22 protein-coding genes are annotated in these 25,065 nt (G+C 73.0%); 8 read left to right on the top strand and 14 right to left on the bottom strand.

Going from position 1 to position 25,065, the window contains the following annotated elements:
• Nucleotides 1-68: 68 nt before the first annotated feature.
• On the bottom strand, nucleotides 69-1,010 hold the full coding sequence (locus tag SLP03_RS26460) for a hypothetical protein (RefSeq protein ID WP_319463343.1): 942 nt from the start codon (nucleotides 1,008-1,010) through the stop codon (nucleotides 69-71).
• A 344-nt stretch (nucleotides 1,011-1,354) separates the two neighbouring features.
• Here SLP03_RS26460 and SLP03_RS26455 point away from each other — a divergent pair, with 344 nt between their 5' ends.
• Together SLP03_RS26455 and SLP03_RS26450 are read left to right on the top strand one after the other, a co-directional pair.
• On the top strand, nucleotides 1,355-2,596 hold the full coding sequence (locus SLP03_RS26455) for an IS701 family transposase (RefSeq protein ID WP_319463355.1): 1,242 nt from the start codon (nucleotides 1,355-1,357) through the stop codon (nucleotides 2,594-2,596).
• A gap of 39 nt (nucleotides 2,597-2,635) precedes the next feature.
• Nucleotides 2,636-3,178 (top strand): hypothetical protein, encoded by a 543-nt coding sequence (locus SLP03_RS26450; RefSeq protein ID WP_319463342.1) that lies wholly within the window; start codon nucleotides 2,636-2,638, stop codon nucleotides 3,176-3,178.
• A 477-nt stretch (nucleotides 3,179-3,655) separates the two neighbouring features.
• Here the strand turns inward: SLP03_RS26450 and SLP03_RS26445 are convergent, their stop codons facing one another.
• From SLP03_RS26445 to mptB (SLP03_RS26430), 4 genes are all read right to left on the bottom strand, one after another.
• Nucleotides 3,656-3,820, bottom strand: a complete 165-nt coding sequence (locus SLP03_RS26445) for a reverse transcriptase N-terminal domain-containing protein (RefSeq protein ID WP_319463341.1) — start codon at nucleotides 3,818-3,820, stop codon at nucleotides 3,656-3,658.
• 919 nt (nucleotides 3,821-4,739) lie between these two features.
• Complete coding sequence (locus tag SLP03_RS26440) at nucleotides 4,740-5,243, bottom strand: DUF402 domain-containing protein (RefSeq protein ID WP_319463340.1); 504 nt, start codon at nucleotides 5,241-5,243, stop codon at nucleotides 4,740-4,742.
• A 928-nt stretch (nucleotides 5,244-6,171) separates the two neighbouring features.
• Nucleotides 6,172-7,674, bottom strand: coding sequence for a polyprenol phosphomannose-dependent alpha 1,6 mannosyltransferase MptB (gene mptB, locus SLP03_RS26435; protein ID WP_319463339.1), 1,503 nt, complete (start codon nucleotides 7,672-7,674; stop codon nucleotides 6,172-6,174).
• Between the two features lie 12 nt (nucleotides 7,675-7,686).
• Nucleotides 7,687-9,087 (bottom strand): polyprenol phosphomannose-dependent alpha 1,6 mannosyltransferase MptB, encoded by a 1,401-nt coding sequence (gene mptB / locus SLP03_RS26430; protein WP_319463354.1) that lies wholly within the window; start codon nucleotides 9,085-9,087, stop codon nucleotides 7,687-7,689.
• A gap of 44 nt (nucleotides 9,088-9,131) precedes the next feature.
• Between mptB (SLP03_RS26430) and SLP03_RS26425 the strand changes: the two genes are divergently transcribed.
• Nucleotides 9,132-10,748 (top strand): hypothetical protein, encoded by a 1,617-nt coding sequence (locus SLP03_RS26425; protein WP_319463338.1) that lies wholly within the window; start codon nucleotides 9,132-9,134, stop codon nucleotides 10,746-10,748.
• A gap of 375 nt (nucleotides 10,749-11,123) precedes the next feature.
• Here the strand turns inward: SLP03_RS26425 and SLP03_RS26420 are convergent, their stop codons facing one another.
• Together SLP03_RS26420 and SLP03_RS26415 are read right to left on the bottom strand one after the other, a co-directional pair.
• Nucleotides 11,124-14,210 (bottom strand): bifunctional [glutamine synthetase] adenylyltransferase/[glutamine synthetase]-adenylyl-L-tyrosine phosphorylase, encoded by a 3,087-nt coding sequence (locus SLP03_RS26420; RefSeq protein ID WP_319463337.1) that lies wholly within the window; start codon nucleotides 14,208-14,210, stop codon nucleotides 11,124-11,126.
• A gap of 1 nt (nucleotide 14,211) precedes the next feature.
• The gene (locus tag SLP03_RS26415; protein ID WP_319463336.1) at nucleotides 14,212-14,979 is read right to left on the bottom strand and encodes a type 1 glutamine amidotransferase; all 768 of its coding nucleotides are present in this window, start codon (nucleotides 14,977-14,979) and stop codon (nucleotides 14,212-14,214) included.
• A gap of 70 nt (nucleotides 14,980-15,049) precedes the next feature.
• On the opposite strand from SLP03_RS26415, the gene SLP03_RS26410 reads away from it, so the two are divergent.
• Both SLP03_RS26410 and SLP03_RS26405 read left to right on the top strand, forming a co-directional pair.
• The gene (locus tag SLP03_RS26410) at nucleotides 15,050-15,979 is read left to right on the top strand and encodes an LD-carboxypeptidase (protein ID WP_319463335.1); all 930 of its coding nucleotides are present in this window, start codon (nucleotides 15,050-15,052) and stop codon (nucleotides 15,977-15,979) included.
• 122 nt (nucleotides 15,980-16,101) lie between these two features.
• Nucleotides 16,102-16,566, top strand: a complete 465-nt coding sequence (locus tag SLP03_RS26405) for a hypothetical protein (RefSeq protein ID WP_319463334.1) — start codon at nucleotides 16,102-16,104, stop codon at nucleotides 16,564-16,566.
• Between the two features lie 71 nt (nucleotides 16,567-16,637).
• Here SLP03_RS26405 and SLP03_RS26400 read toward each other — a convergent pair whose 3' ends face one another.
• The 3 genes from SLP03_RS26400 to SLP03_RS26390 all read right to left on the bottom strand — a co-directional run bounded on the left by SLP03_RS26400 (nucleotide 16,638) and on the right by SLP03_RS26390 (nucleotide 18,287).
• Nucleotides 16,638-17,009 (bottom strand): VOC family protein, encoded by a 372-nt coding sequence (locus tag SLP03_RS26400; protein WP_319463333.1) that lies wholly within the window; start codon nucleotides 17,007-17,009, stop codon nucleotides 16,638-16,640.
• 128 nt (nucleotides 17,010-17,137) lie between these two features.
• Entirely contained in the window at nucleotides 17,138-17,830 is a 693-nt protein-coding gene (locus SLP03_RS26395) for a YafY family protein (protein ID WP_319463332.1), read from the bottom strand.
• 31 nt (nucleotides 17,831-17,861) lie between these two features.
• Nucleotides 17,862-18,287, bottom strand: coding sequence for a DUF350 domain-containing protein (locus SLP03_RS26390; RefSeq protein WP_319463331.1), 426 nt, complete (start codon nucleotides 18,285-18,287; stop codon nucleotides 17,862-17,864).
• A 148-nt stretch (nucleotides 18,288-18,435) separates the two neighbouring features.
• On the opposite strand from SLP03_RS26390, the gene SLP03_RS26385 reads away from it, so the two are divergent.
• Nucleotides 18,436-19,275 (top strand): class I SAM-dependent methyltransferase, encoded by an 840-nt coding sequence (locus SLP03_RS26385; protein ID WP_319463330.1) that lies wholly within the window; start codon nucleotides 18,436-18,438, stop codon nucleotides 19,273-19,275.
• Between the two features lie 29 nt (nucleotides 19,276-19,304).
• Here SLP03_RS26385 and glnA read toward each other — a convergent pair whose 3' ends face one another.
• Complete coding sequence (glnA, locus tag SLP03_RS26380; RefSeq protein WP_319463329.1) at nucleotides 19,305-20,654, bottom strand: type I glutamate--ammonia ligase; 1,350 nt, start codon at nucleotides 20,652-20,654, stop codon at nucleotides 19,305-19,307.
• A gap of 223 nt (nucleotides 20,655-20,877) precedes the next feature.
• Here glnA and SLP03_RS26375 point away from each other — a divergent pair, with 223 nt between their 5' ends.
• Entirely contained in the window at nucleotides 20,878-22,638 is a 1,761-nt protein-coding gene (locus tag SLP03_RS26375) for an NAD+ synthase (RefSeq protein ID WP_319463328.1), read from the top strand.
• Nucleotides 22,639-22,766: 128 nt separating this feature from the next.
• Entirely contained in the window at nucleotides 22,767-23,612 is an 846-nt protein-coding gene (gene panB / locus SLP03_RS26370) for a 3-methyl-2-oxobutanoate hydroxymethyltransferase (protein ID WP_319463327.1), read from the top strand.
• Nucleotides 23,613-23,689: 77 nt separating this feature from the next.
• Here panB and SLP03_RS26365 read toward each other — a convergent pair whose 3' ends face one another.
• The 3 genes from SLP03_RS26365 to SLP03_RS26355 form a co-directional block, all read right to left on the bottom strand.
• Nucleotides 23,690-24,133, bottom strand: coding sequence for a VOC family protein (locus SLP03_RS26365; RefSeq protein ID WP_319463326.1), 444 nt, complete (start codon nucleotides 24,131-24,133; stop codon nucleotides 23,690-23,692).
• A gap of 65 nt (nucleotides 24,134-24,198) precedes the next feature.
• Nucleotides 24,199-24,897, bottom strand: coding sequence for an NADPH-dependent F420 reductase (gene npdG / locus SLP03_RS26360; RefSeq protein WP_319463325.1), 699 nt, complete (start codon nucleotides 24,895-24,897; stop codon nucleotides 24,199-24,201).
• Between the two features lie 77 nt (nucleotides 24,898-24,974).
• Nucleotides 24,975-25,055: a hypothetical protein gene (locus tag SLP03_RS26355; protein WP_319463353.1), complete on the bottom strand. Its 81-nt coding sequence runs from the start codon at nucleotides 25,053-25,055 to the stop codon at nucleotides 24,975-24,977.
• Nucleotides 25,056-25,065 lie beyond the last annotated feature (10 nt).

The following is a 25,065-nucleotide window of genomic DNA, read 5'->3' as shown; positions in this document are numbered from 1 at the left end:
GATCCCGACACCGGGTCCCCGGACCAGCGCGCGGCTTGCGGCAGAAGCGGACGTTCATGTCGGCGTTCTCAGGCTGCGGGGTGGAAGTCGTCGAGGCTTGCGCGGTACCACGAGCCATTGATCAGGACGTGCAGCTCTGGACCGCGGCAGGTCCAGCGCGCGTTCCGTATCTCCATACCGTCGGGCAGAACCAGGCGGGATTGCCCGCCGGCCACCTGTACACCCTCGGCATCGATGCGTACAGGCGTGACGAGGTCGTAGTCAGCCCCATAGCCTCCGATCAGCGCCGCCCGCTCACCGTCGACGAGCACTGCCACGACTCCGCCCTTCGGCGCCCTTCCGTGGTCAACGCCGCGCCTACCGCGCGCACTCACGAGGTGATGAGCGTTGTACACAAGCGCGTAGGCGGTCTCCCCCTGGACGTTCAGTGCTTCGCAATCGTCAATGCGAGGCAGGTCGGCGTTGAATGGGTAGCACCATCGGGGCTGCAGGTCGGAGTCAAAGCGGACCAGACCGTGCCCGCCGAGGCCTCGGCCAGACGCCGCAGCCTCGTCGAAGTAGCCGACCCAGATGTCGCCGCTCGCTGTGGCCAGGACATGCTCCACGGCATCGCCGAGATTCCCGCCGCCTTCCCAGCCACCGGCGCTGTTCCACACCTCCGCACTCTCGGCCGTACCCCTGGTGCGGGCATCAACGAGTAAGACTCGGCCATCCGGAAGAGGCTGGATGAAGTCGGCCCGACGCGCTCCGCCCAGGATTACCGCGTCGTGGTCCTCAGCCCCGACTCCATGGCGAGTCAACAGGCGCGCACGGGCAGCGTGGTGATCCCACAGCGCGATTGCCTGACCATCGGCCCCGATACCAACCGCACGCGGCTCGCGATGCCAGCAGTGGTCGGTCGATGACGGGCTTAGGTACGCATGGTGGCGCAACGCGATCATGGGCAAGCCGACCACCTCCTGGCGTCGACTCAACTGCTTAAGGTGCGACTGGCGCTGGCGCTCGTTCACGCTGCCATGGTCCCTTACCGTCAACCGACCGAACGCTCTTGACCGCATCCGCTCCTCGGCAAAGTCGCGCGGCCAGCGGCAGATCCGGATACCTGGCCAAGGCTGAGATCGCTTTTCTCAGCGTCGTCCGCTTGTCGAGGTTCACCGATCATGGTTGAAGGAACATCTGGCCCTAGTACTGGAGCCGGGGATCTTGACCATGGCTGAGCTGCGGTGTGATGGGGTGTGGGAACGAGGGCAGCCACCGTCGATCATGGGCGGTTGTGTGGACTGACCATGATGCAGCGGTGGCTGCCGGATACAGGGTAGACGCTCAGCGGTGGCGGGGGTTGTTCGACGACCTGATGCTGACGGTCGGGCAACGTTTCCGCAGGCCGGAGCCTCGTCGCCGGGTGCGTGACTTCGTGCGGGGCCTGCTCGCGCCGTTACCGTCCAAGAATTGCTGGACGATCGCCGAGCATGCCGGAGACATGGGCCCGGACGGGATGCAGGACCTGTTGACCCGGGTGAAGTGGGACGATGCCGCGGTCCGCGCTGATGTCCGCGAGTTCGTCGGCGAGCACCTCGGTGATGCCGAGGCGGTGCTGGTCATCGACGAGACGGGGGATCTGAAGAAGGGCCGGCACACCGTCGGCGTCCAGCGGCAGTATTCGGGCACGGCCGGGAAAATCGAGAACTGTCAGCTCGCCGTGCACCTCGTCTACGCCACCGAGGCTGGGCACGCGATGCTCGACACGGCGCTCTACCTGCCGAAATCCTGGTGCGACGACGCCGAGCGCCGCGCCGAGGCCGGTGTCCCTGAGCAGGTGCGGTTCGCGACCAAGCCGCAGTTGGCGTCCCGGATGATCGAGACAGCGGTCACCGCCGGGCTACCCTGCCGATGGGTGGCCGGCGACGAGGCCTACGGCAACGATCCGCGCCTGGCCGCCCAACTCCGTCAGCTGCGACTGGGCTACGTCCTGGCCGTGGCCTGTTCGCATCAGGTGATCACCGGCGTCGGCGTCTACCGCGTCGACGCGCTCGCCGCCGGCCTTCCTACCACCGCCTGGCAGCGCGTGTCCGCCGGCCGGGGCGCGAAAGGCTATCGCTACTACGACTGGTCCTTCACCGCCCTGCCGCACGCCGCCGACGGCCACGGCGGACACCACTGGCTGCTGATCCGCCGCAACCGCCGCAACGGTGAGCTGGCCTTCTACCGCTGCTGGTCACCCGAACCCGTCCCGCTACGCACCCTCGTCCTGGTGGCCGGCCGCCGCTGGAAGATCGAAGAATCATTCCAAGCTGCGAAGACCGGACTCGGCCTCGACCAGCACCAACACCGCCGCTGGACGTCCTGGCACCGCTGGACCACCCTGACGATCCTCGCCCACGCCTTCCTCGCCGCCGCGACAGCCCACCGCCGCCACCCCGAACCCGCCGGGCTGATCCCGCTGACCGTCAACGAGCTACGCCACCTGTTCAACATCCTGATCATCGAACCCACCCGCCGACACCGCGACCCACTGCTCTGGTCAATCCGCCGACGCCGACACCAAGCACAAGCCATGAACAGCCACTACGCCCGACAAGCCCTCACCGAGCCGTGATCACAATCCCCGGCTGGAGTACTAGTGCATGATCGGATCATGCGTTCTCCACGTGCCGTGCTCGAGGACACCGACTGGGACAGCCTGGAACACGCCTACGACTCGGCCTCCGATACCCCGGTCCAACTGGTGCGGTTACTCAGCGAAGATGCGGCGCTGTGCGGTGAGGTGCTTGCCTACCTTGACGCTGCGGTCCTGCATCAGGGCACGATCTACTCCGCTACGGCACCGGCCGCCCTGTTCGTGGCGGGGATCCTCGATGACCCGCGCACCCTCGTGTTGTGCGAAAGCGCCCTACCGTGGGACGAGCGCGAGCGCCTTTTGCGGGCCGCGCTGCTGGAATGGCTGGGAAGCGTTGCCGAGTCCGCCGCCTACGGCGAACTGGAACCGGACGAAGACGACGACGAAGACGACGATTGGGATGCCCGGGCGGTCGACGCGTGTCGAGCCATCCGCCCCGACCTATACGCACGCGTCGCGCCATTCCTGGACGACGCGGATTCTTCGGTGCGCCGGGCCGCGGTTGGCGCGGCGACCCACCTGCTGCTGGCGCCTGAACTGGCCGAGCGGCGGGTCGAGTAAGCCGACCGCCTGCTGCGGTCAGTGCGGGATTCGACAGCGGTGGACGTGCGGGTGTCGCGCTGACAGGGATCGACGCACACAAGTCTCCCAACGTGCTGACGTCCGGATGCCCCAGCGCCCTGCCCTGCGGCGTGAGAGCGCGGCGTAGATGCTCAATACTGCGAAGGGTGACATGGCGTCGTCGGCAGCGCTGGTATGGAGACTGCCCGCAGTGCGGGCACGATTGGCGCGAGCACATCGCGCCGGATCCGTGCTCCGAATGCCGATACGAGATCGAGCACAACGACGCCGACACCCCGACGTCACCATGCACTGCGGCGGCGGCGTCGCCACCGAGGCGCTCAGGCGAGCCTACGCGTTGACGGCCGGCAGGTAACGCAGTCGGGTAGGCGGGACGCATTGCTGCGTCCCGCCCCCCTCAGAACCGTGCGTGCCACTCGTCGCGGCACACGGCTCAAGCAAGCCGCTTGGGCGATTTCAGGTGTGCTTCTGCAGGTTCCTGACCCTGGGCCAGTCGCCTTCCTTCGTCGCCTTGAAGATCCTGCCCCGTAGCCGCCGTACGTTCTCCTCGTGGCGCCGCCAGGCGACGGTGTTCCACTGTGGAGATACGTCCTCAGGTCCGTTCACTCCGAGGGCCGCCATCGCAACATCGAAAGCTAAAGCCGTCATCGCGTCTAACTTGTCCTTCGGTTCGGGTGGTTGCGGTGCGTCGTCGTCAAAGGCTCACCCGCCACACGTCAGCCTGCTTTCGCAGCCGGGCACAAGGTCCGGTATCCGGCCGGTTATACGACAACGACCGGTAGGAGGACCGGTCTAAACGTTCCCGCTTTCCCGTTGCCTTTCAGCCTGCCGGCGTTCGCTTCTTGGGCGTCCTGTTCCCGCCACGGAGTTGGGCTCTCCTCACGGTCGGCTTACCACGACATCCGAGGACGTCGTGGACCGTGCCGGGGTTTCCACGTTCCACACGCGTGAGACACGGCCGGGTCGGGTGCCCTCTTGACCCCGGAGGCGACGGTATCCACACGACCGTAGATGAGTCCTCGGTCGTCGTCTGCCGACTCTCAGCGGCTAGCCTCTTTATCTCCCCGGCACCACATGTCCGACCCGGGGAATTGCCGTGACGAGGCATCAACGAGGGTTCACCATATTCACCCTTTCGGCCTTCCCCTCACCTGTGACTCCCAGTCGGTGCGGGAGTCCTTGGGCTTTCCCCTGAGCTTCGCACCCAGCCATTACTAGCCACGCACGTCAGGGCGGGGACCGGTCTCGGACACTGACCGGGAGCTACGTCTCGGGCATCTACACCCGACCTCCAATCGACGTACTCACTCAACACGTGCGACCTCGTGTCGCACCTCAATTCGGCAGAAGCGGATGTTGCCGCATCCGCGTCTTCGGCCAGAGGTTCACAGTCGGTAGCCAGCGGATCGGGGACCGCGTAACCCATCAAGCGGAGTCAAGGTGTAACGCATCAACCGGAGTACGACATTGCCGCCGGTTCGGTGTCGAGTCTCAGGACGTCCGTGACAGCTCAGTCTCCGGACGTGGGTGACGCGTCGGGCTAGACGATCAAGTTCAGCCAGCTCTGGTAGTGGCTTCCAAATGGTTCGGTGCCGTCAGTCAGGCTGAGGGTCAGGTGGCGTGCTGTGTCTGTTGCCTCGGCGACCATCTGGTGGGGGTAGCCGTAGGCCGTGGTGTTCGCGGCGAACTCCTCCTCGTCGAGGAGTTCGGTTCGTCGGTCTGCGCGAGTCCGCAGGACGTCGAGATCGAGGTCGACCATGGCGATCTCGCCGGCATGTGACCAGCGCGGTGGGGTCGTGACGTCGCAGTAGACGTCCCACGGGCTGGGTTCGGCAAAGAAAATGGCGATCCACCAGAGGCCGGGCGGGATGAGCCGGACGGTCGCGTGCTTGGTGATGTAGTCGTGTCCTGCAGTACCCGAGTGCACGGTCGTGCCGGCGCGGGCACCAAGCCAGATGCCGTACTGGTCCTCGCCGAGGCGTTGCATTGTGATGCGTCGGTGCAGGCTGCCGTTGTACTTGCGGAACACCACGTCGACATCCATGGAGATCAGGCTAGCTGGAGTGTCACCGAGGTCCTGATACCGATCTGTCACGCAGGTCCCGAGACCGGACATTGCCGCCGGTTCGGCCCGGTGAGAACTTTCCATACGTCTTCAAGGCGGGCCGCAAGCGGCCCGCTGCGCGCCGCTCGGGGCACGCCGCGCCTTGCCGCTTCGCTCCCGGCGCGGCGACCCCGGCTGCGCGCGACCACCGCGGGCATGACGAAGCCCGGCACCGCCGAGGTTCAGCGATCACCGGGCTTCCGGTCAGCATGTCGAGGACTACGGCGGCAAGCCGCCCTGCCGCTCCGGCGGGCCGGGCAAGGACCACGCCAAACGGGGCCGGCTCGACCGGGCGGTGCCGGCGGCGTGCCGCTCCCGCCGGTCGTGGCCGCGCCGGTTCGTGCCCGCAGGTGCGATGCCTCCGGCGGGCAGGGCCTCCGGCCCTACGACCCGGGGATGGCCTCCGGCGGCCGGGGCTACTCGCCCCGGACCCTCGGCGACTCTGGGATGCCCCGGCCAGGACCGGATACCCGTCGCACACCGGAGGCCACCAGACCGCGCCGACCTGGTCCAGGTCGTTCGTCCAGTGGGCGCTCCACCTGGACCAGGTCGGCGCGGCCCGGCAGGGCGGAGCCTGCGCGACGGGATGCCGCACCCGCCCACTTCCGAGCCACCCGCACCCAACACGATTCCATGATCGTTAGGCACACGACGGGTACAAAGGCCACCAGGAAACACCGGATAGCGATGGCAGTTGATGTATGGCGTACGATCTGCTCAGCGGCTTGATCGACACCACTCCCCCAGGTCAGCCGCAACGGGCGGTTAGTTCGCCATGTACTTCGACTGCTGACCTGCTCCACCAGCACCGGCCGGGCCGGCTCCGCGTTCGCGGGGCCGGCCCGGCCTGTATCGCAGCACGCCCCGATCAGGTCTTTCGGGCGTGCCGGGCCAGCGCCACCCGGACCGCCCACACCCCGAGCGCCAGCACCAGGGCGGTCATGGCGATCGCGCCCGGCGCCTTGGTGAACCGGGCCAGGTTGGTGCCGTCCGGCAGGGCGAGGAAGGAGACCACCGCGCAGGGCAGCACGAACCAGGCCGTCCGCGCCACCGGAACCGTGGCCGCCGCCAGCACGGCCAGCGGCCAGGTGGCGTACCAGGGGTGGAAGACCGGGGCGAGCAGGGCGGTGGCGGCCAGCGCCAGGCCCGCCCCGGTCAGGGCCACCCGGGGTCGGGCGGCCGCCAGCCGGGCCGCCCGCTGCCGCACGTCGCTCAGCCGGCGCAGCGCCGACCAGGCCCACCACCAGAGCACGACGATCAGCACCGCCAGCACCAGCAGCGCGACCAGCCGGGCCACCGGCACGGCGTGCGGCTCCCGGCCGACCAGCGCCCCGGCGTAGTCGACGACGAAGCCCACGGCGGTCGGCGGCGAGGTCCACTGCTCCGAGTCGCCGCTGCGGGCCAGGCCACCCACCCAGCCGAAGCCGAGCCCGGTGACCAGGGACGTGCCCAGCAGCGCGACCGCCACTCCCCCCGCCAGCCAGGCCGCGTCCCGCAGCAGCGCGCGCGGCGTGTAGCGGCCCAGCACCGCGGCGAGCGCCGCGAACGGGAACACCACCACCGCGACCGCCTTCACCGCCACCGCCAGCCCCAGCAGCACCCCGGCCACCACCAGCGCCCGCGGCTTGCCGGGCCGGCGGACCAGCACCAGCAGGCCGAGCAGCAGCAGGCCGAGCAGCAGTGCGTCGTTGTGCGCGCCGGCGACCAGGTGCACCCCGACCAGCGGGCAGGCCAGCGCCAGCCAGGCCGCCCGCCCGGTCGGCACGCCGACGGCCCGGGCCAGCCCGGGCAGGCAGAGCGCGGCCAGCAGCACCCCCGCCAGCGCGAGGACCCGCAGCAGCACGATCGCCCCCACCAGCCCGCCGCCGAGCGCCACCGCCAGCCCGGCCAGCAGGACGAAGAACGGCCCGTACGGCGCCGGGGTGTCCCGCCAGATCGGCGACACCGCCTCCGTCCACGGGCAGCCGGCCGTCGCCACCCCGACCCGGTACGGATCGGCGCCGTGCGCCCACGACCAGCCCTGGCAGACGTACGAGTAGACGTCGCGGCTGCCCACCGGCGGGGCGGCCAGCAGCGGCAGCAGCCAGAGCCCGGCGGTCAGGTAGGCCCACCGGGTCGACGGCACCCCCCGCCGCAGCGCCCACCAGGCGCCGACCAGCAGGACCGTGCCGACCAGCCAGCAGCCGAGGACCAGCGGCCCGTGCGGGCCGCGCCAGATGCCGACCGGGGTGGTGGCGGGCGCGTCGGGCAGCGCCCCGCCCAGCCAGCCGGCAACGGCCAGCAGGGTCGCCCCGGCCAGTCCGGCGTACCGCGCGGTCCGGGCCCGTCCGGGCCGCTCGGACACGTCGAGCGCTCCGCCGGGATCGGTCACCGGCACCTCTCCTCAGTCGGCGGGGGCCGGCTGGCGGGCCGCCCGAGCCGACCGTACCAACCGGACGACCACCACGATCACCAACAGCGTCATCAGGGGCGCCCCGGGCATCTTGGTGAACCGGGGCAGGCCGGTGCCGTCCGCCAGGACCAGGAACGACGACACCAGCGCGACGACCGTGAACCAGCCGGTGCGCCTGGCAGTCGCGGCGAGCACCGCCAGCGGCCACATCCAGTACCAGGGGTGGAAGAGCGGGGAGAGCGCCACCGTGGCGGCCAGCGCCAGGCCGGCGTGCCAGAGCGGGTCCCGGTGGCGGGCCCGCCACCAGAGCCACACCAGCAACACGACGAGCACCAGCACCCCGATCGCCCGGGTCACCGGCAGCGCGTCGACGTGCGCGCCGAAGGGCGCCGCGAGGTAGCCGATGGTCTGCCCGACCGCGGTCGACGGCGAGGTCCAGGCGATGACCAGGTTGCCCTGCTGCAGGCCGGTGATCCAGCCGAAGTCCAGCCCGGCTGCGAGGGTCACCCCGACCACCGCGGCCACCGCCGCCCCGACCACCCACGCACCGTCGCGGAGCAGCGCGCGGAACCGGTACGGCCCGGCGATCGCGGCCAGCGCGGCGAAGGGCACCACGACCAGCGCGGTGACCTTGAGCCCGGCGGCCAGCCCCAGCAGCAGCCCGCCGGCCAGCAGCGGCAGCGGACGACCCGGCCGGGAGGCCACCACGGCCAGCCCGGCGATGAGCAGGCCCACCATCAGCGCGTCGTTGTGCGCGCCGGAGATCAGGTGCACCGGCACCAGCGGGCAGGCCAGCGCCAGCCAGAGCGCCCGCTGCGGCGGCACCCCGCAGCGGCGGGCCAGCACCGGCAGGCACCACGCGGTCAGCGCCACCCCGGCCACCGCGGCCAGCCGGAAGAGCACGATGCTGCCGACCAGCGACCCGGTCGCCGTGACGACCGCCCCGGCGAGCACCACGAAGAGCGGCCCGTACGGTGCCGCCGTGTCCCGCCAGATGTACGAGATGGTGTCCAGCCACGGGCAGGGCAGGGCGGACACACCCTGTTCGTACGGGTTGATCCCGCCGGCGTAGCTGGCCCCCTGGCAGGCGTACGCGTACACGTCCCGGCTTCCCAGCGGCGGGCTGACCAGCATCGGCAGCAGCCAGAGCGCGATCGTGACCAGCACCCAGCGGGTCGACGGCACCCGGTTGCGCAGCGACCACCAGGCCCAGGCCATCAGCCCGGTGCCGACCAGCCAGAGCGCGATGATCAGCGGCCCGTTCCGGCCCTGCCAGATGCTGACCGGGGTGGGTCGCAGTTCTCCGTGGGGCAGCGCGCCGCCCAGGAAGGCGGCCACGGCGAGCAGCACCGAGCCCGCCAGGCCGGTCCAGCGCGAGAGGTGGTGAGGCACGCGGGACATGCTGCCAGTACGGTGGTCGCGGTCAGGAGGTGGGCATGCGGGGCAGTCGGGTGGTGGCGGTGTCCGCCGCGTCCGCGCTCGCCCTCGGCGTGCTGTACCTGGCCCTGCCGGCGACGGGCTCGGACCTGTCCGCCCAGGTGGCCCGCGCCGACTTCTTCGCCGCCCACGGGGCGGCCCCGGTGGACCTGCGCTGGTACGGCGGCGTCCACCCGTGGGGCTACAGCCTGGTCTCGCCGCCGCTGATGGCGCTGCTCGGGGTACGCCTCACCGGCGCGCTCGCGCTGCTCGCCGCATCGACCGCGTTCGCCGCCCTGCTGGTGCGCGCCGGGGTGCCCCGGCCCCTGCTCGGCAGCCTGGTCGGGGTGCTCACCATCGCCGGCAACCTGGTCTCCGGCCGGGTGACGTACGCCCTCGGGGTGGCCTTCGGGCTGGCCGCGCTGCTCGCCCTGACCCTGCCGGCGCACGCCCCGCCGGGGCGCCGCTGGCCGCGCCCCGCGCTGGTCGCGGCCGGCGCCCTGCTGGCGTCGGCGACCAGCCCGGTGGCCGGGCTCTTCGTCGGCCTTGCCGGCGTCGCGCTGCTGCTCACCCGCCGGTACGCCGACGGCCTGCTGCTCGGCGCCGCCGCCGCGCTGCCGCTGGGGGTGACCGGGCTGCTCTTCGGCGAGGGCGGCTGGATGAACATCAGCCGCTCCGAAACCCTGCGCGCGCTGGTGACCAGCCTGCTGGTGGCCGCCCTGGTGGCGTACCGGCCGGTCCGGGTGGGGGCGCTGCTGTCGGCGGCCGGGGTGCTGGCCGCGGCGCTGGTGCACACCCCGGTCGGGCTGAACGCCACCCGCCTGGTGGTGATGTTCGCGCTGCCGTTGCTGGCCGCCGCCGCCCGCCTGCCGGGGTGGGCCGGCGGCAGGGACGCGTCGGGGACCGTGGGCGGCCGACCGAAGGCCACCGGACGGCACGGTCGCCTGGTCGGCGCGCTTGCCCTGGCGGCGCTGCTGGGTCTGGGGTGCTGGTGGCAGCCACCCGTCGTCGCGGCCGACCTGCGCAGCGCGGGCGACCCGACCAGCGACCAGAGGTTCTTCGACCCGCTCCGGACGGAGCTGAGCCGGCGCGGGCTGACCGGCCGGGTCGAGGTGCCTCCGACCCGGAACTACTGGGAGGCCGCGCACCTCGGCGAGGTGCCGCTGGCGCGGGGCTGGCTGCGGCAGGCCGACATCGCCCGCAACCCGCTGTTCTTCACCACCGTGCCGGGCGCCGGCGGCACCGGCGTGCCGCTGACCGCGCAGAGCTACCGCGCCTGGTTGGCCGAGAACGCGGTGCAGTACGTCGCGGTGCCGGACACCGAGCTCTCCTGGGTGGGCCGGGCCGAGGCCGAACTGGTCGTCGCCGGCCTGCCGTACCTCACCGAGGTCTGGTCGGACCGGCACTGGCGGCTCTACGCCGTCACCGACCCGACCCCGCTGGTGGGCGCCCCCGGTGAGCTGCTCCGCCAGGACGGCGCGTCGGTCACCTTCCGCACCTCGGCGGCGGGCACCGTGCCGGTCCGGGTACGGCACGACCGCTGGCTGGCCGTCTCCGGCGGCGCGACGACCGCCGCCGACGGCGAGTGGACGGCGGTGACAGTGCCGCGCGCGGGCACGTACACCCTGGGCGGCTGAGCCGCCGCATGGCCAGGCCGTACATCTCCTTCACGCCCTATGAAGCTGATGTCATGAATGAATCACCGAGCGGACCTGGCCTGCGGGCGAAGCGACGCCCCCGGGGGGGCGAACCGAAGGCAATCCGCGACCCGGGCGAGACGGGCGACACCGGACGGTGAATCGTTTGCGTCATCAGCTCCATAGCGTCCGACCATCAGCCACCCGCCCAGGCGAACCGCGGCCAGCGGTGCCCCGCCACGTGCACGACCGCCCGGGCGAACGGAGCGGGCGGACGGATCGGATGAATGGGCTTGCGAGCTGGGCGAAACCGCGCCGGAGAACAGCGGGCCAGGCCGAAGCCGGTCAGGCCGTGGCGGGCCAGTGGCGGGGCGGTCAGGCGGGGGCGTCGAGCACGCGTTCCATCGCCGCCCGGGAGCGGCGGCCGGTGCGCAGGTACTCGTCGAGGAACTCGCCGGGGTCGTCCCGGCCGAGCAGCCGCGCCACGCCGGCCAGCTCCACCCCGTGCCGGGGCAACTGGTCGCCGACTCGACCACGGACCAGCATGAGCGCGTCACGGACCTGCGCCGCGAGCGTCCAGCCGGCGGACATCGCCGCCGCGTCGTCCGGGTCGACCAGGCCGGCGTCCCGGGCCGCGGCGAGCGCGTCGAGGGTACGCGTGCCGCGCAGCACCGGCACCCGGCCCGCGTTGCGGAGCTGGAGCAGCTGCACCGCCCACTCGACGTCGGCCAGACCGCCGCGGCCCAGCTTGGTGTGGGTGGCCGGGTCGGCGCCCCGGGGCAGCCGCTCGTTCTCCACCCGGGCCTTGATCCGGCGGATCTCCACCACCTGCTCGCGGGTCAGCCCGTCGGCCGGGTAGCGGACCGGGTCGACCATCGCCTCGAACTCGGCGCCCAGGTCGGCGTCGCCGCAGACGAACCGGGCGCGCAGCAGCGCCTGCGCCTCCCACACCTTCGACCAGCGCGCGTAGTACTGCGCGTACGCGGCGAGGCTGCGGACCAGCGGGCCCTGTCGCCCCTCCGGGCGCAGGTCGGCGTCCACCCCGAGGGGCGGGTCGGGGGCGGGCACGCCGAGCAGCCGGCGCAGCTCCTCGGCGATGGCGTGCGCGGTGGCGCTGGCCCCGCTCTCGCTCGCCCCGGCCGGCGGGTCGTAGACGAAGAGCACGTCGGCGTCGGAGAGGTAGTTGGACTCGTACCCGCCCAGCCGGCCCATCCCGATCACCGCGAAGCGCAGCCCGGGCAGCGCCGGCTGGGTGGCCCGGGCGGTCCGCAGCGCGGCGGCCAGGGTGGCGTCCGTGACGTCGGACAGGGCGGCGCCGACCGCGCCGACGTCGGCGAGCGTGGGCACGCGCTCGGCCCGTACGCCGGGGTCGGTGGGACGCGGGGTGAGCGGGGCGAGCGCCCCGGCCCGGCTGAGCACGTCGGCGCAGGCCAGCCGGACCAGTTCACGGCGGCGCAGCGCGCGGACCGCGCGGGTGGCCTGCTCCGGGTCGGCGTGCCGGGCCGCCGCCGCCGCGAAGCCCTCGCAGAGCACCCCGCGCGGGCGCGGGGTCAGCTCGCTGTCCTCGGCCAGCAGCCGCAGCGCCTCCGGCTCCCGGGCCAGCAGGTCGGCGGCGTACCGGGAGGACGACAGCACCCGGGCCAGCCGGCGGGCCACCGGACCCTCGTCGCGCAGCAGCCGCAGGTACCAGGGGGTGCTGCCGAGCTTGTCGGAGACCTGCCGGTAGTTGAGCAGCCCCCGGTCCGGCTCCGGCGCGTCGGCGAACTCGCTGAGCAGCACCGGCAGCAGGGTGCGTTGGATCGCGGCGGTCCGGCTCACCCCGCCGGTGAGGGCCTGGAGGTGACGCAGCGCCCCGACCGGGTCCGCGAAGCCGAGGATCTCCAACCGGTGCCGGGCCGCCTCCGGGGTGAGCCGCAGCCCGTCGGCGGGCACCCGGGCCACCGACTCCAGCAGCGGCCGGTAGAGCAGCTTGGCGTGCAGCCGGCGTACCTCGGTGGCGTGGGTGACCCACTCGGCCCGGAACTCCTCGACGGCGCTGCGGCCCGGGGTGGCCGCGTAGCCCAGCGCGGCGGCCAGCCAGCGCAGCGCGGCCGGCTCGGTCGGCACGGTGTGGGTGCGGCGCAGGCCCTGGAGCTGGAGCCGGTGCTCCACGCCGCGCAGGAAGCGGTAGCCGCGCAGCAGCGCCTCGCCGTCGGCCCGGCCGACGTAGCCGCCGGCGACCAGGGCGCGCAGCGCCGGGATGGTCCCCGGCGCCCGCAGCGACCCGTCGCCCCGGCCGTGCACCAGCTGGAGCAGCTGGACGGCGAACTCGATGTCACGCAGCCCGCCCGAGCCGCGCTTGATCTCCCGCTCCAGTTCCTTCGGCGGGATGCTGTCGATGATCCTGCGGCGCATCGACCGGACGTCCTCGACCGCTTCCGGGCGCTCGGCGGCCGACCAGACCAGCGGCGCCAGCTGGTCGATCCACTCGCGCGCGAGGTCCAGGTCGCCGGCCGCCGGCCGAGCCTTGAGCAGCGCCTGGAACTCCCAGGTGCGGGCCCAGCGCCGGTAGTAGGCCAGGTGGCTGGCGAGGGTACGCACCAACGGCCCCCGGCTGCCCTCCGGTCGCAGCGCGGCGTCCACCGGCCAGGCGACCAGCCCGCAGACGTGGATCAGCCGGGTGGCGACCAGGGTCGCAGCGGTCAGGTCGTCGTCCTCCGCGGCGACGAAGATGACGTCCACGTCGGAGACGTAGTTCAGCTCGTCCCCACCGCACTTGCCCATCGCCACCACGGCCAGCCGGGGGCGTGGCGTCCCCTCGGGCAGCTCCTCGACGGCGATCTCGTACGCGGCCGCGAGGGTGGCGTCGGCCAGCGCGGAGAGCGCCGCCATCGTCTGCTCCAGGCCCCGCCCGCCGGTCAGGTCGGCCGCCGCGATCCGCAGCAACGCCAACCGGTACGCCTGCCGCAGCACCGCCACCCGCTGGGTGGACGCGGTGAGGCGGGCGGCGGCGGCCAGGTCCAGCCGGCCGTCGGCGGTCGGGGCGAGCCCGTCCTGGGCGGTGGCCAGCACCGACCACTGGTCGGGGTTGGCCACCAGGTGGTCGCCGAGCGCCGAGGAGGCCCCGAGCACGGCGACCAGCCGGCGGCGCAGCCCCGGGTCGTCGTGCAGCGCGTCGAGCAGCGCGGACCCGGTCGTCCCCCCGGTCGGCGCGGCGCCGCCGTTGGCCGCGACCGCCCGCCCGGCCCCCGCGGCGCGGCGTTCCGCCTCGACGAGGCGGTGCAGCTGGCGCAGCGCCAGGTCCGGGTCGGCGGCCCGGGAGAGGGCGGCCAGCAGCTCGACGGCCCGCTCGCCGGCCGGCTCCTGGGTGTCCGGCCGCCACAGCCCCAGCCCGTCGGGGCCGAGCAGGTCGGCGGCGCGCGCCCGGCCGTCGCCCTCGGCGAAGCCGTACCGGGCGAGGCGGCTCCGGGCCGGTCGGGTCATCTCAGTGCCCGAGCAGCGGCAGGCTGCGGCGGGTGGTGTCGTCCTCCAGCTCGCCGAGGGCGAGGGCGGCGAACCGGATGGCGAACGGCTGCCAGACCTCCTCGACGTCGGCCATCACCCGGTCACAGGCGGCCACCACCAGCTCCTCGTCGTACCCCAGTTCGGCCAGCAGCTCCGAGTCGCGGGCCCAGTCGGCGATCATCGCGGTGTCGCACTCGATGTGGAACTGGAGCCCCCACGCCCGGTCGCCGAGGCGAAACGCCTGGTGCGGGTAGCGGGTGGAGGCGGCGAGCAGGGTGGCGCCCCGGGGCAGCTCGGTGATCTCGTCGGAGTGCCACTGGAGCACGTCCGGGATCAGCGGCACGTACCGGAAGAGCGGGTCGGCGTCGGCGGCGTCCCGCTTGCCGACCACGCCGGGGCCGACCTCCGGGCCGGAGGGGCTCCGCTCGACCAGGCCGGCGTGCGCGGTGGCCAGCAGTTGGCCGCCGAGGCAGACGCCGAGGGTCGGGACGCGGTACCGCACGGCCTTACGCAGCAGCCCCTCCAGGGCCGGGAACCAGGGCGCGCCGGGGGTGCCGTCGGGCCGCGGGTAGGCCTGCTGCTCGCCGCCGAGCACCACCAGGGCGGCGTACCCCTCAAGGTTGGCGGGTAGCTCCTCGCCCGCGTGCGGGCGGAGCACCCGCAGTTGGAGGCCCCCCTCGGTCAGCCACTCCCCCAGTCGGCGGAGGTCGTCGGTCGGGTCGTTCTCGATCACCAGCGCGGTCGCCACGTGTCGAGGCTAGCTGGTGCGGCGGCGAACGCCCGGAACGGCTCAGCCCGGCGCGCACTAGGCTCCCGCTGTGCTCACCGACGACTGCCTGCGCCCACCGGTCCTGCGCCCCGGCGACACGGTGATGCTGGTGTCCCCGTCCGGGCCGACCCGGCCGGAGCGGGTGGCCCGGGGCGTCGAGCTGCTCACCGGCTGGGGGCTGCGCCCGGTGCTGGCGCCGAACGCGTACGCCCGGCAGGGCTATCTGGCCGGCGGCGACGAGCGGCGCGCGGCCGACCTGAACACCGCGTTCGCGGACCCGGAGGTACGCGGGGTGCTCTGCACCCGGGGCGGCTACGGCGCGCAGCGGGTGGTGGACCTGATCGACATGGCGGCGGTCCGTCGGGACCCGAAGGTGGTGGCCGGCTTCTCGGACATCACGGCCCTGCAGTTCGCGCTCTGGCGGGGTGCCCGGCTGGCCGGCGTGCACGGCCCGGGCGCGGCCTGGCTGGACGAGCGGACCCCGCTCCACTCGGCGGAGTCGCTGCACGCCGCGCTGATGACCACCGAGCCGGTGACCGTGGCCGCCGTGGCGGCGGAGGAGACCTTCGGCGTGCGGGTGCCCGGCCGGGCGGTCGGCCCGCTGCTCGGCGGCAACCTGTGCCTGATCACCGCGTCGATCGGCACCCCGGACATGCCGGACCTGACCGGGGCGGTGCTGCTGGTCGAGGAGGTGCAGGAGCCCCCGTACAAGGTCGACCGGATGCTCACCCAGCTGCGCCGCTGCGGCGCCCTGGACGGGGTGGCCGGGGTGGCGGTGGGCCAGTTCACCGACTGCGCCGACGGCTGGGAGACGACCGTCGCGGACGTGCTCGGCGAGCGGCTGGGTGACCTCGGGGTACCGGTCCTTGGTGGCCTCCCGATCGGCCACGGCGTGGGCCAGCTCACCGTTCCGGTCGGCACCCGGGCCGTCCTGGACGCCGACGCGGGCACCCTGACGGTCTCCCCGGCGGTCCGCTGACCGGTTCCGGTCGGTCGCCCGGCGATTGCCAGCTCGCGCACAGGTTCGCCACGGGTTGCCCCCAGCTCCGCCGGTCACTGTCTGTGAGGTCATCGCACCACCACCGACCAACTGGAGGACCGATGTCCCGCAAGATGTCGAAGAAGCATCTGCTTGCCGGCCTGGCCGCCGCCGGACTGCTCGGCGTGGGGATCGCCGCCCCCACGGTGGCGTTCGCCGAGGACAACACCGCCACCCCGAGCCCGAACGCCAGCAGCAGCACCGATCAGGGCACCGATCGGCAGCAGCAGCGGGCCGACCGGGAGTCCGACTTCGCCGCGGCGCTCGCCAAGGAGCTGGGCGTCCCGACCGACAAGGTCACCGCCGCGCTGGAGAAGCTGCGCGAGCAGCGCAAGGCCGACCGGCCGGAGCGCCCGTCCACCGAGGACCGGCAGGCGATGCTGAAGGAGCGGCTGGACCAGGCGGTGAAGGACGGCAAGCTCACCCAGGAGCAGGCGGACGCGATCACCAAGGCCGCCGAGGCCGGCGTCTTCCCGGGCCCGGGCGGCCGGGGCCACCACGGCCCGGAGGGTATGCCCGGCAGGTGACCCGGTGGCCCCGCCGTCTCCTCACCGGCCCGCAGGGGCGCCCGCGCCGTGTGGGCGCCCCGACGGCCGGGTCACGCCGTGGCGGGCGGGGTGAAGACGCCGAGGAGGTTGCCGGAGGGGTCGAGCAGGTGGGCGAAGGTGAGGCCACTCGGCGTCGTTTTCACCGGGACCAGCACCTTGCCGCCGGCCGCCTCGGCCCGCCGGCAGGTCTCCGCCACGTCGGCGACTTCGGCGTAGAAGATCGCGTAGTTCGGCGACTGCCCTCCGGTGGCCCGGATCGCGCCCCCGATCCCCCGCTCCCCGCCGGCCGTCGTCTGCCGGTACGACGCACCCGGCCCGCCCTGCTCCTCGAAGTTCCAACCGAAGAGCTCGGCGTAGAACTTCTCGGCCTCCTCCGGCCGGTCGGAGCCGATCTCGAACCAGGTGATGGGCGTGCTGGACATGCTGCCTCCTGTCGTCGCGCCGGCCGGTCGGCCAGCGTGGTCAGGAAGCAGCCTCGACCCCGCCCGCGACACCGTCCTGTCGGTGTTTCCGGTGGACCTTCCGGAATGCGGGCCGGCGCTCTCGGGCTTCAGACCAGGCTCAGCGCACGGACCCGCCCGTGGGGGATGTCCAGGTCGCCAAGGCGCAGCTCGCGGTCCACCCGCTCCGACAGCGCCGTCACCGACACGATCCGGTCGGTGCGGAAGCAGCGCAGCTCGTCGCGGAGCCGGCACCAGGCCAGCAGGTACCAGTGCCGCGGGTTGCCGAGGTAGCCGAGCGGCTCCACATCGCGGGACGAGACGACGCCGGACCGGTCCGCGTACCGCAGGCGGAGCACCCGGCGCGCGGTGACCGCGTCGGCGACGACGGCCGGGACGGGCGTGGCCGGCCCGTCGCCGATCAGGTGCACCCGGCCGGCCAGCCGGTGGGCCTCGGCCACGTCGGCGGCCGGCATCACCGCGACCAGCTTGCGCAGCGCGGTGCCGGCGGCCGACGCGAACGGCGTGCCGCCGAGCCGGTGCAGGGCCACGGCCATCGCCACCGCCTCCCCGGCCGTGAGGTTGACCGGCGGCAGGGTGTGCGCGCGGTCGACCACGTAGCCGCCGGTGCGGCCGGGCTCGGCCCAGATCGGCACGCCGGAGGCCTGCAACGCGGAGATGTCCCGCTCGACGGTCCGGGTGCTGACCTCGAAGCGCCGGGCCAGCCAGCGGGCGCTCCGCGGACGCGGCGACACCGCCCGCAGCTCCTCGACCAGGGCGTAGAGACGGTCGGTCCGGTTCACCCCCGGAAGCTAATCCCGGGGTACGACAGGCTCAGGCGATGCAGGCGCAGACGATCAGCGCGGCCCCGAAGTGGGTGGCGGCGCTGACCCGGGCCGCCGGGTGTGGCTCGTCCGAGCAGATGATCTCCCCGAGCCGGCCCGGGGTGAGCAGGTCGAGCACGAAGAAGGCCAGCGCCATCACCAGCAGTCCGACCAGCCCGAAGATCACTGTGGAGGCCAGCCCCTTGCCGAAGGAGCTGTAACTGGTCAGGATCGCGGTGAAGACGATCCCGGCGATGCCGAGCTGGTTGGCGGCGAGCAGCAGCGCGGCGTTGCCGTTGCGCCGCACCCAGATCAGCTCCCGCAGCTTCCCTGGGGTGAGCAGGTCGACCAGCACGAAACCGGCCGCCATCAGCGCCACCCCGACGACCCCGAACACCACGCTCTGCCAGGCCCCGCTGAGCAGATCCTCCAGCACCGGCTGCCTCCCGTCATCCGCCACGACCGACGGGGGTGCCGGGCGCGGTGATCGAGACGATAGCGGGAGGGCACCACAGCCGACAGTCCCCGTCGCCGAGCCGTACGGGGCTGGGCCGGCGGGAGCGGACGGGACGAGAATCACCGGCATGGACACAGCGGAGAGAGCGCGCAGTGCACGGGTGGTCGCGGTCTTCGACCGGGTCGCCGACACGTACGACAACGTCGGGGTGCCCTGGTTCACCCCGATCGCCCAGCGACTGATCCGTGAGCTCGCCCCCCGGCCCGGGGAACGCGCCCTGGACGTGGGCTGCGGACGGGGCGCGGGCCTGCTTCCGCTCGCCGAGGCGGTCGGCCCGACCGGGTCGGTCACCGGTATCGACCTGGCACCCCGAATGGTGGAGGCGACCCGCGCCGAGGTGGCGCGGCGCGGACTGGCCCAGGTGGACGTACGGCTGATGGACGCCCTCGCGCCCGACCTGCCGGCCGGCGGCTACGACCTGGTGGCCTCGTCGCTGGTGGTGTTCTTCCTACCCGACCCGGCGGCGGCGCTGCGGGCCTGGCGGGAACTGCTGGTGCCCGGCGGCCGGCTGGGCCTCGCCACGTTCGGCGACCGGGACCCGCGCTGGGAGGAACTGGACGAGATCTTCCGGCCGTACCTGCCGCCGCAGCTACTCGACGCCCGCACCAGCGGCGCCGCCGGCCCGTTCGCCAGCGACGCCGGCGTCGAGGAGCTGGCGACCGCCGCCGGCTATGCCGGGGTACGCACCGCCGGCATCGACATCGAGGCCGTCTTCACCGACCCGGACCACTGGCACGCCTTCTCCATGTCGCACGGCCAGCGTGCCTTCTGGGACGCCGTTCCGGAGAGCGAGCGCGCGACGGTGCGAGCGGCGACCACCGACTTCGTCCGTGGGCTCCGCGGCGACGACGGGACGATCCGGTTGGCCCAGCGGGTGCGCTACACCCTCGCCGAACGCCCCGCCTGATCCGCTTCCCGCCCCGCCACCCGGTCCGGCTACAGCGACAGGTAGCGCTGCCGCTCGTACGGGGTGACCTCGCGGCGGTACTGCTCCCACTCGGCCCGCTTGTTGCGCAGGAAGAAGTCGAAGACGTGCTCGCCGAGCACCTCGGCGATCAGCTCCGAGCCGGCCATCACGTCGATCGCCTCGGCCAGGTTCTCCGGCAGCGCCTCGTAGCCCATCGCACGGCGCTCGGCGCTGGTCAGCGACCAGACGTCGTCCTCCGCGCCCGGGGGCAGCTCGTACCCCTCCTCGATGCCCTTGAGCCCGGCGCCGAGCAGCACCGCGAAGGCCAGGTACGGGTTCGCCGCCGAGTCCAGCGAGCGGACCTCCACCCGGGCCGAGTTCGGCTTGCCGTACGCGGGCACGCGGACCAGCGCGGAACGGTTCAGGTGACCCCAGCAGACGTACGCCGGGCTCTCGGTGATCCGGTCCGGCAGCGCCAGCGGGAAGAGCCGCTTGTACGAGTTGACCCACTGGTTGGTGACCGCCGTGTACTCCCGGGCGTGCATGAGCAGGCCGGCGATGAACGACTTCGCCACCTTGGACAGCTTCATCGGGTCGCCGGCGTCGTGGAACGCGTTGCGCTCCCCCTCGAAGAGCGACAGGTGGGTGTGCATGCCGCTGCCGGGCTGGTCGGTGAAGGGCTTCGGCATGAAGCTGGCCTGCACCCCGGTGGAGAGCGCCACCTCCTTGACCACGTGCCGGAAGGTCATGATGTTGTCGGCGGTGGTGAGCGCGTCGGCGTACCGCAGGTCGATCTCCTGCTGGCCGGGGGCCACCTCGTGGTGGCTGAACTCCACCGAGATGCCGATCCGCTCCAGCGCCAGCACCCCCTGGCGGCGGAAGTCCCGCGCCACCGCGTGGGTGGTGTGCTCGAAGTAGCCGCCGGTGTCCACCGGGATGGGCACCGAGCCGTCCTGCGGGCCGTTCTCCAGCAGGAAGAACTCGATCTCGGGGTGGGTGTAGAAGGTGAAGCCCTTCTCGGCCGCCTTGGAGAGCATCCGGCGCAGCACGTGCCGCGGGTCGGCCCAGGACGGGCCGCCGTCGGGAAGCAGGATGTCGCAGAACATCCGGGCGCTCTCGCCGCTGACCCCGCCCTCGAAGGGGAAGACCTGGAAGGTGGTCGGGTCGGGCATGGCCACCATGTCGGACTCGAAGACCCGGGCGAAGCCCTCGATCGCCGAACCGTCGAAGCCGATGCCCTCCTCGAAGGCCGCCTCCAGCTCCGCGGGGGCCACCGACACGCTCTTCAGCGTCCCGAGCACGTCGGTGAACCACAGCCGGACGAACCGGATGTCCCGCTCTTCCAGCGTACGGAGGACGAACTCCTGCTGACGGTCCACTTCCACCCCTCGCGACACTGATCTCCGGCAACCGGTCGGGCCGGTCCGGCCTGACCGCCCAGTCTCCACCGGCCTCGTTACGCAGACGTTACGCGCTTGCCCGGCGCGCGTCCCGCCGTGTCCCGCCGCCTCGGCCGGGGGCGTCTGCCCGGGCCCGGCGGGGTGGCCGGCGTCTCCCGCGTCCTGCCCTGAAGGGCCCCCGCCGCTGGGGCAAGATGAGGACATGCCCACCCTGCGTCTCGCCCTGTGCCAGGTCAACCCGACCGTCGGTGACATCGCCGGCAACGCCGACCTGGTCCGCCGCTGGACCCGCAAGGCCGCCGACGCCGGCGCCCAGCTAGCGCTCTTCCCGGAGCTGATGCTGACCGGTTACCCGGTCGAGGACCTGGTCTTCCGCCGCTCCTTCGTGGCCGCCTCGAAGGCCGCCCTCCAGGGGCTCGCCGCCGACCTGGCCGCCGACGGGCTCGGCGAGCTGCCGGTCCTGGTCGGTTACCTGGATGCGGACGGCCCGCCGCAGGTCAGCGCCGACGCCGAGCCGGGCCGGGGCGCCCGCAACTCCGCCGCGCTGCTGCACCGGGGGGCGGTCGTGGCCACCTACTTCAAGCACCACCTGCCCAACTACGGCGTGTTCGACGAGGACCGCTACTTCGTGCCCGGCAACACGCTGACCGTGGTGCGGATCGGCGGGGTGGACGTGGCGCTGACCATCTGCGAGGACCTCTGGCAGGCCGGCGGCCCGTTCGCGGTGGCCCGGCAGGCCGGCGTGGGGCTGGTGCTCAACATCAACGGCTCGCCGTACGAGCTGAACAAGGACGACATCCGGCTGCCGCTGGTCCGCCGTCGGGCCGCCGAGGCGGGCGCCGCCATCGCGTACGTCAACATGGTCGGCGGCCAGGACGAGCTGGTCTACGACGGCGACTCGATGATCGTCAGCGCGGACGGCACGCTGCTCACCCGCGCGCCGCAGTTCGTCGAGCACCTGCTGGTGCACGACGTCGAGCTGCCGCCGGCCAGGGAGCCGGTCGACCAGGGCGACGAGCTGGCCGACGACATGCGGATCGTCCGGGTCGCAGTCAGCGACATCCCGCCTCCCGCCACCGGCGAGGCCGCGGTCGGCGGGGTCATCGAGCCGGTCGCCGACGAGGCCGAGGTGTGGCAGGCGCTGGTGCTGGGCCTGCGCGACTACGTCAACAAGAACCGCTTCCCGTCGGTGGTGCTCGGCCTCTCCGGCGGCATCGACTCCGCGATGGTGGCGGCCCTGGCCGTGGACGCGCTCGGCCCGGACCGGGTGGTCGGGGTGTCGCTGCCCAGCCAGCACTCCTCCGAGCACTCCCGGGCCGACGCCGAGGAGCTGGCCAAGCGGACCGGCCTGGACTACCGGATCCAGCCCATCCAGCCCATGGTGGACGCCTACCTGGCCAACATGTCGCTCTCCGGGGTGGCCGTGGAGAACCTCCAGGCCCGGGTCCGGGGCGTGGTGCTGATGGCGCTGTCGAACCAGGAGGGCCACCTGGTCCTCACCACCGGCAACAAGAGCGAGCTGGCGGTCGGCTACTCCACCCTCTACGGCGACTCGGTGGGCGGCTACAACCCGGTCAAGGACGTCTGGAAGACGCTGATCTGGCGGCTGGCCAAGTGGCGCAACGCCGACGCGGCCCGCCGGGGCGACACCGCCCCGATCCCCGAGAACTCGATCGGCAAGCCGCCGTCGGCCGAGCTGAGCCCGGGTCAGCTCGACAGCGACACCCTGCCGGACTACGACGTGCTCGACCCGATCCTGATCGGCTACGTCGACGGCGACCTCGGCCGGGAGGGCCTGATCGAGTCGGGGCACGACCCGGCGATCGTGGACAAGGTGTTGCGGATGGTGGATACCGCCGAGTACAAGCGGCGGCAGTCCGCCCCCGGCACGAAGATCTCGATGAAGGCGTTCGGGCGGGACCGCCGGCTGCCCATCACCAACCGCTGGCGCGAGCACGGCTGACCGGCTCCCCGGCCTACCGGTCGGGGAGTGAAATCCTCCACTCCGCCCTGCCGTGAGCCGGTCGTCCGGTGCGACGATCGCGGCGGAACCCGGGGACCGCGGAGGCGGCCTCGAGGAAGGAGAGAGTCATGGTGGAATCCACCCCGACCGAGGTGACCGCCCTCTACGGCGGGCCGGCCACCCGACGGGTCCGTACCCGCGACCTGATCGCCGCCAAGGAGCGCGGCGAGCGCTGGGCGATGCTCACCTCGTACGACCAGTACACCGCCTCGATCTTCGACCAGGCGGGGATCCCCGTGCTGCTGGTCGGCGACTCGGCGGCGAACAACGTCTTCGGCTACGAGACCACCCTGCCGGTGACCGTCGAGGAGCTGCTGCCGCTGGTCCGCGCGGTGGTACGGGCCACCCGGCGGTCGCTGATCGTCGGCGACCTGCCCTTCGGCTCGTACGAGGAGGGGCCGACGCAGGCGCTGCGCACGGCGGTGCGGTTCATGAAGGAGGGCGGCTGCCACGCCGTGAAGCTGGAGGGCGGCCGGCGCTGCGCCGACCAGATCTCGGCGATCGTCGGCGCCGGCATCCCGGTGATGGCGCACATCGGCTTCACCCCGCAGAGCGAGCACACCCTGGGTGGCTACCGGGTGCAGGGGCGCGGCGACACGGCCGCCGAGGTGGTCGCCGACGCCCGGGCGGTGGCCGAGGCGGGCGCGTTCGCGGTGGTGCTGGAGATGGTGCCCGGCGAGGTGGCCAAGCGGATCACCGCCGAGCTGCGGATCCCCACCGTCGGCATCGGCGCCGGGCCGGACACCGACGCGCAGGTGCTGGTCTGGCAGGACATGGCCGGCCTGCGTACCGGCAAGGCGCCGCGCTTCGTCAAGCGCTACGCCGACCTGGCCGGCGCGCTGACCGACGCGACCCGCCGCTTCGCCGAGGAGGTCCGGGGCGGCGAGTTCCCGGCCGCCGAGCACACCTTCTGAGTACGCCGGGCGGTGCGGCCGAACCGCCGCACCCCCCCCCCCCCCCCCCCGCCCCGCCACCACGCCGGCCGCTCCGGTCAGCCCACGCAGAATTCGTTGTCCTCGGGGTCGCCGAGTTGGACCGCGTAGTAGTTGTTCTCCGGGTCGTCCATCGCCCCCAGCACCCGCGCCCCGAGCTCCACCAGCCGGGCCACCTCGGCGTCGATCCTCGCCCGCCGCTCCGGCAGCGGCACCGCCCGCCCGCCACCGACCTTCAGGTCGATGTGCAGCCGGTTCTTGACCGACTTCGGCTCCGGGACCGGCTGGAACCAGATCCGGGGCCCGGCCCCGGCGGGATCCTCCAACCGGTCCACACAGTCACCCTCGCCGAGTTCGTCGGACGGGACGCCCACCGAGAGGTACCAGTCACGCCACGTCGCGTACCCCTCCGGCGGCGGCTGCGGCCGGTATCGCAACGCCTCTGCCCAGAACGCGACGAGCCGCTCCGGCTCCCGACAATCGATCACCAGTTGCCACTCCATGCGGCGATCGTCCCCCAGGTGTGACCGCACGTCGCCGTCACCCGCCCCGGCAGGTGCGTCCGGGCTCAGAGGTCGGTGACGCGGATGCCGGCATGCGCCTTGTAGCGCTTGTTGATGGCGATCAGGTTGGCGGTGAACGCCTCGATCTGGTGGGCGTTGCGCAGCCGCCCGGCGTAGATGCCCCGCATGCCGGGGATCCGGGCGGCGAGTGCGGCCACCACGTCGACCAGCTCCCGATCCTCGGTGCAGATCAGCACGTCGAGGTCGATCCGGTCGATCTCCGGGTCGGCCAGCAGCGGCGCGCTGACATGGTTGAACGCCGCGCAGACGCGGGAGTCGGGCAGCAGCGCAGCGGCCTGCTGGACGGCGCTGCCCTCGTCGACCCGGAGGGCGTACGGGCCCTGCTTGTCGAACCCGAGCGGGTTGACGCAGTCCACCACGATCTTCCCGGCGAGCGGCTCGGCCAGCGCGGCGACGGTGGCGGCGTGCCCGTCCCACGGGACCGCGATGATCACCACGTCGCTGCCACGGGCGACCTCGTCGTTGTCGCCGCCGGACACCTCCACGCCGGCCGGCAGGCCGGGCAGGGCGGCGATCTCGGCGGCGGACTGCGCCGCGCGCTCGGCGGAACGGGAACCGATCAGCACGGTCTGCCCGGCCCGGGCGAACCGGTAGGCGAGTCCCCGCCCCTGGTCGCCGGTGCCACCGATGATGCCGACGGTCAGCCCGGAGACGTCGGGCAGCGTGGTCGCGTCGTAAGCCATGCCGTCATCCTCGCAAACCGCCCCGCCGGGCAGCAGCGTGAGCCGCTGTGACAATGCCCGCTGCCCCGGCGCGACCATCAGGCGCGGGCGAAGAGGACCTTGCGCTGGGGCGGGTCGGCGGGGGTCAGCCGGACCTGGACGCGCTCGCCGAGCGGCAGATCGCCGGTG

Origin of the sequence: Micromonospora sp. RTP1Z1 (genome assembly GCF_033804685.1) — a bacterium.
In the GTDB taxonomy this organism is placed as follows: Bacteria; Actinomycetota; Actinomycetes; order Mycobacteriales; family Micromonosporaceae; genus Micromonospora.
Note: the sequence above shows the minus strand (reverse complement) of the source record. Positions and strands in the feature narration are given on the sequence as shown.

Bases quoted from the DNA above. Each gene is read 5' to 3' on its own strand.
- SLP03_RS26425 (WP_319463338.1), top strand. From the start codon at position 9,132: ATGCGGGGCAGTCGGGTGGTGGCGGTGTCCGCCGCGTCCGCGCTCGCC.
- SLP03_RS26455 (WP_319463355.1), top strand. From the start codon at position 1,355: ATGCTGACGGTCGGGCAACGTTTCCGCAGGCCGGAGCCTCGTCGCCGG.
- SLP03_RS26405 (WP_319463334.1), top strand. From the start codon at position 16,102: ATGTCCCGCAAGATGTCGAAGAAGCATCTGCTTGCCGGCCTGGCCGCC.
- panB (WP_319463327.1), top strand. From the start codon at position 22,767: ATGGTGGAATCCACCCCGACCGAGGTGACCGCCCTCTACGGCGGGCCG.
- SLP03_RS26450 (WP_319463342.1), top strand. From the start codon at position 2,636: ATGCGTTCTCCACGTGCCGTGCTCGAGGACACCGACTGGGACAGCCTG.
- SLP03_RS26385 (WP_319463330.1), top strand. From the start codon at position 18,436: ATGGACACAGCGGAGAGAGCGCGCAGTGCACGGGTGGTCGCGGTCTTC.
- SLP03_RS26375 (WP_319463328.1), top strand. From the start codon at position 20,878: ATGCCCACCCTGCGTCTCGCCCTGTGCCAGGTCAACCCGACCGTCGGT.
- SLP03_RS26365 (WP_319463326.1), bottom strand. From the start codon at position 24,133: ATGGAGTGGCAACTGGTGATCGATTGTCGGGAGCCGGAGCGGCTCGTC.
- SLP03_RS26400 (WP_319463333.1), bottom strand. From the start codon at position 17,009: ATGTCCAGCACGCCCATCACCTGGTTCGAGATCGGCTCCGACCGGCCG.
- npdG (WP_319463325.1), bottom strand. From the start codon at position 24,897: ATGGCTTACGACGCGACCACGCTGCCCGACGTCTCCGGGCTGACCGTC.
- SLP03_RS26445 (WP_319463341.1), bottom strand. From the start codon at position 3,820: ATGGCGGCCCTCGGAGTGAACGGACCTGAGGACGTATCTCCACAGTGG.
- SLP03_RS26440 (WP_319463340.1), bottom strand. From the start codon at position 5,243: ATGGATGTCGACGTGGTGTTCCGCAAGTACAACGGCAGCCTGCACCGA.
- SLP03_RS26420 (WP_319463337.1), bottom strand. From the start codon at position 14,210: ATGACCCGACCGGCCCGGAGCCGCCTCGCCCGGTACGGCTTCGCCGAG.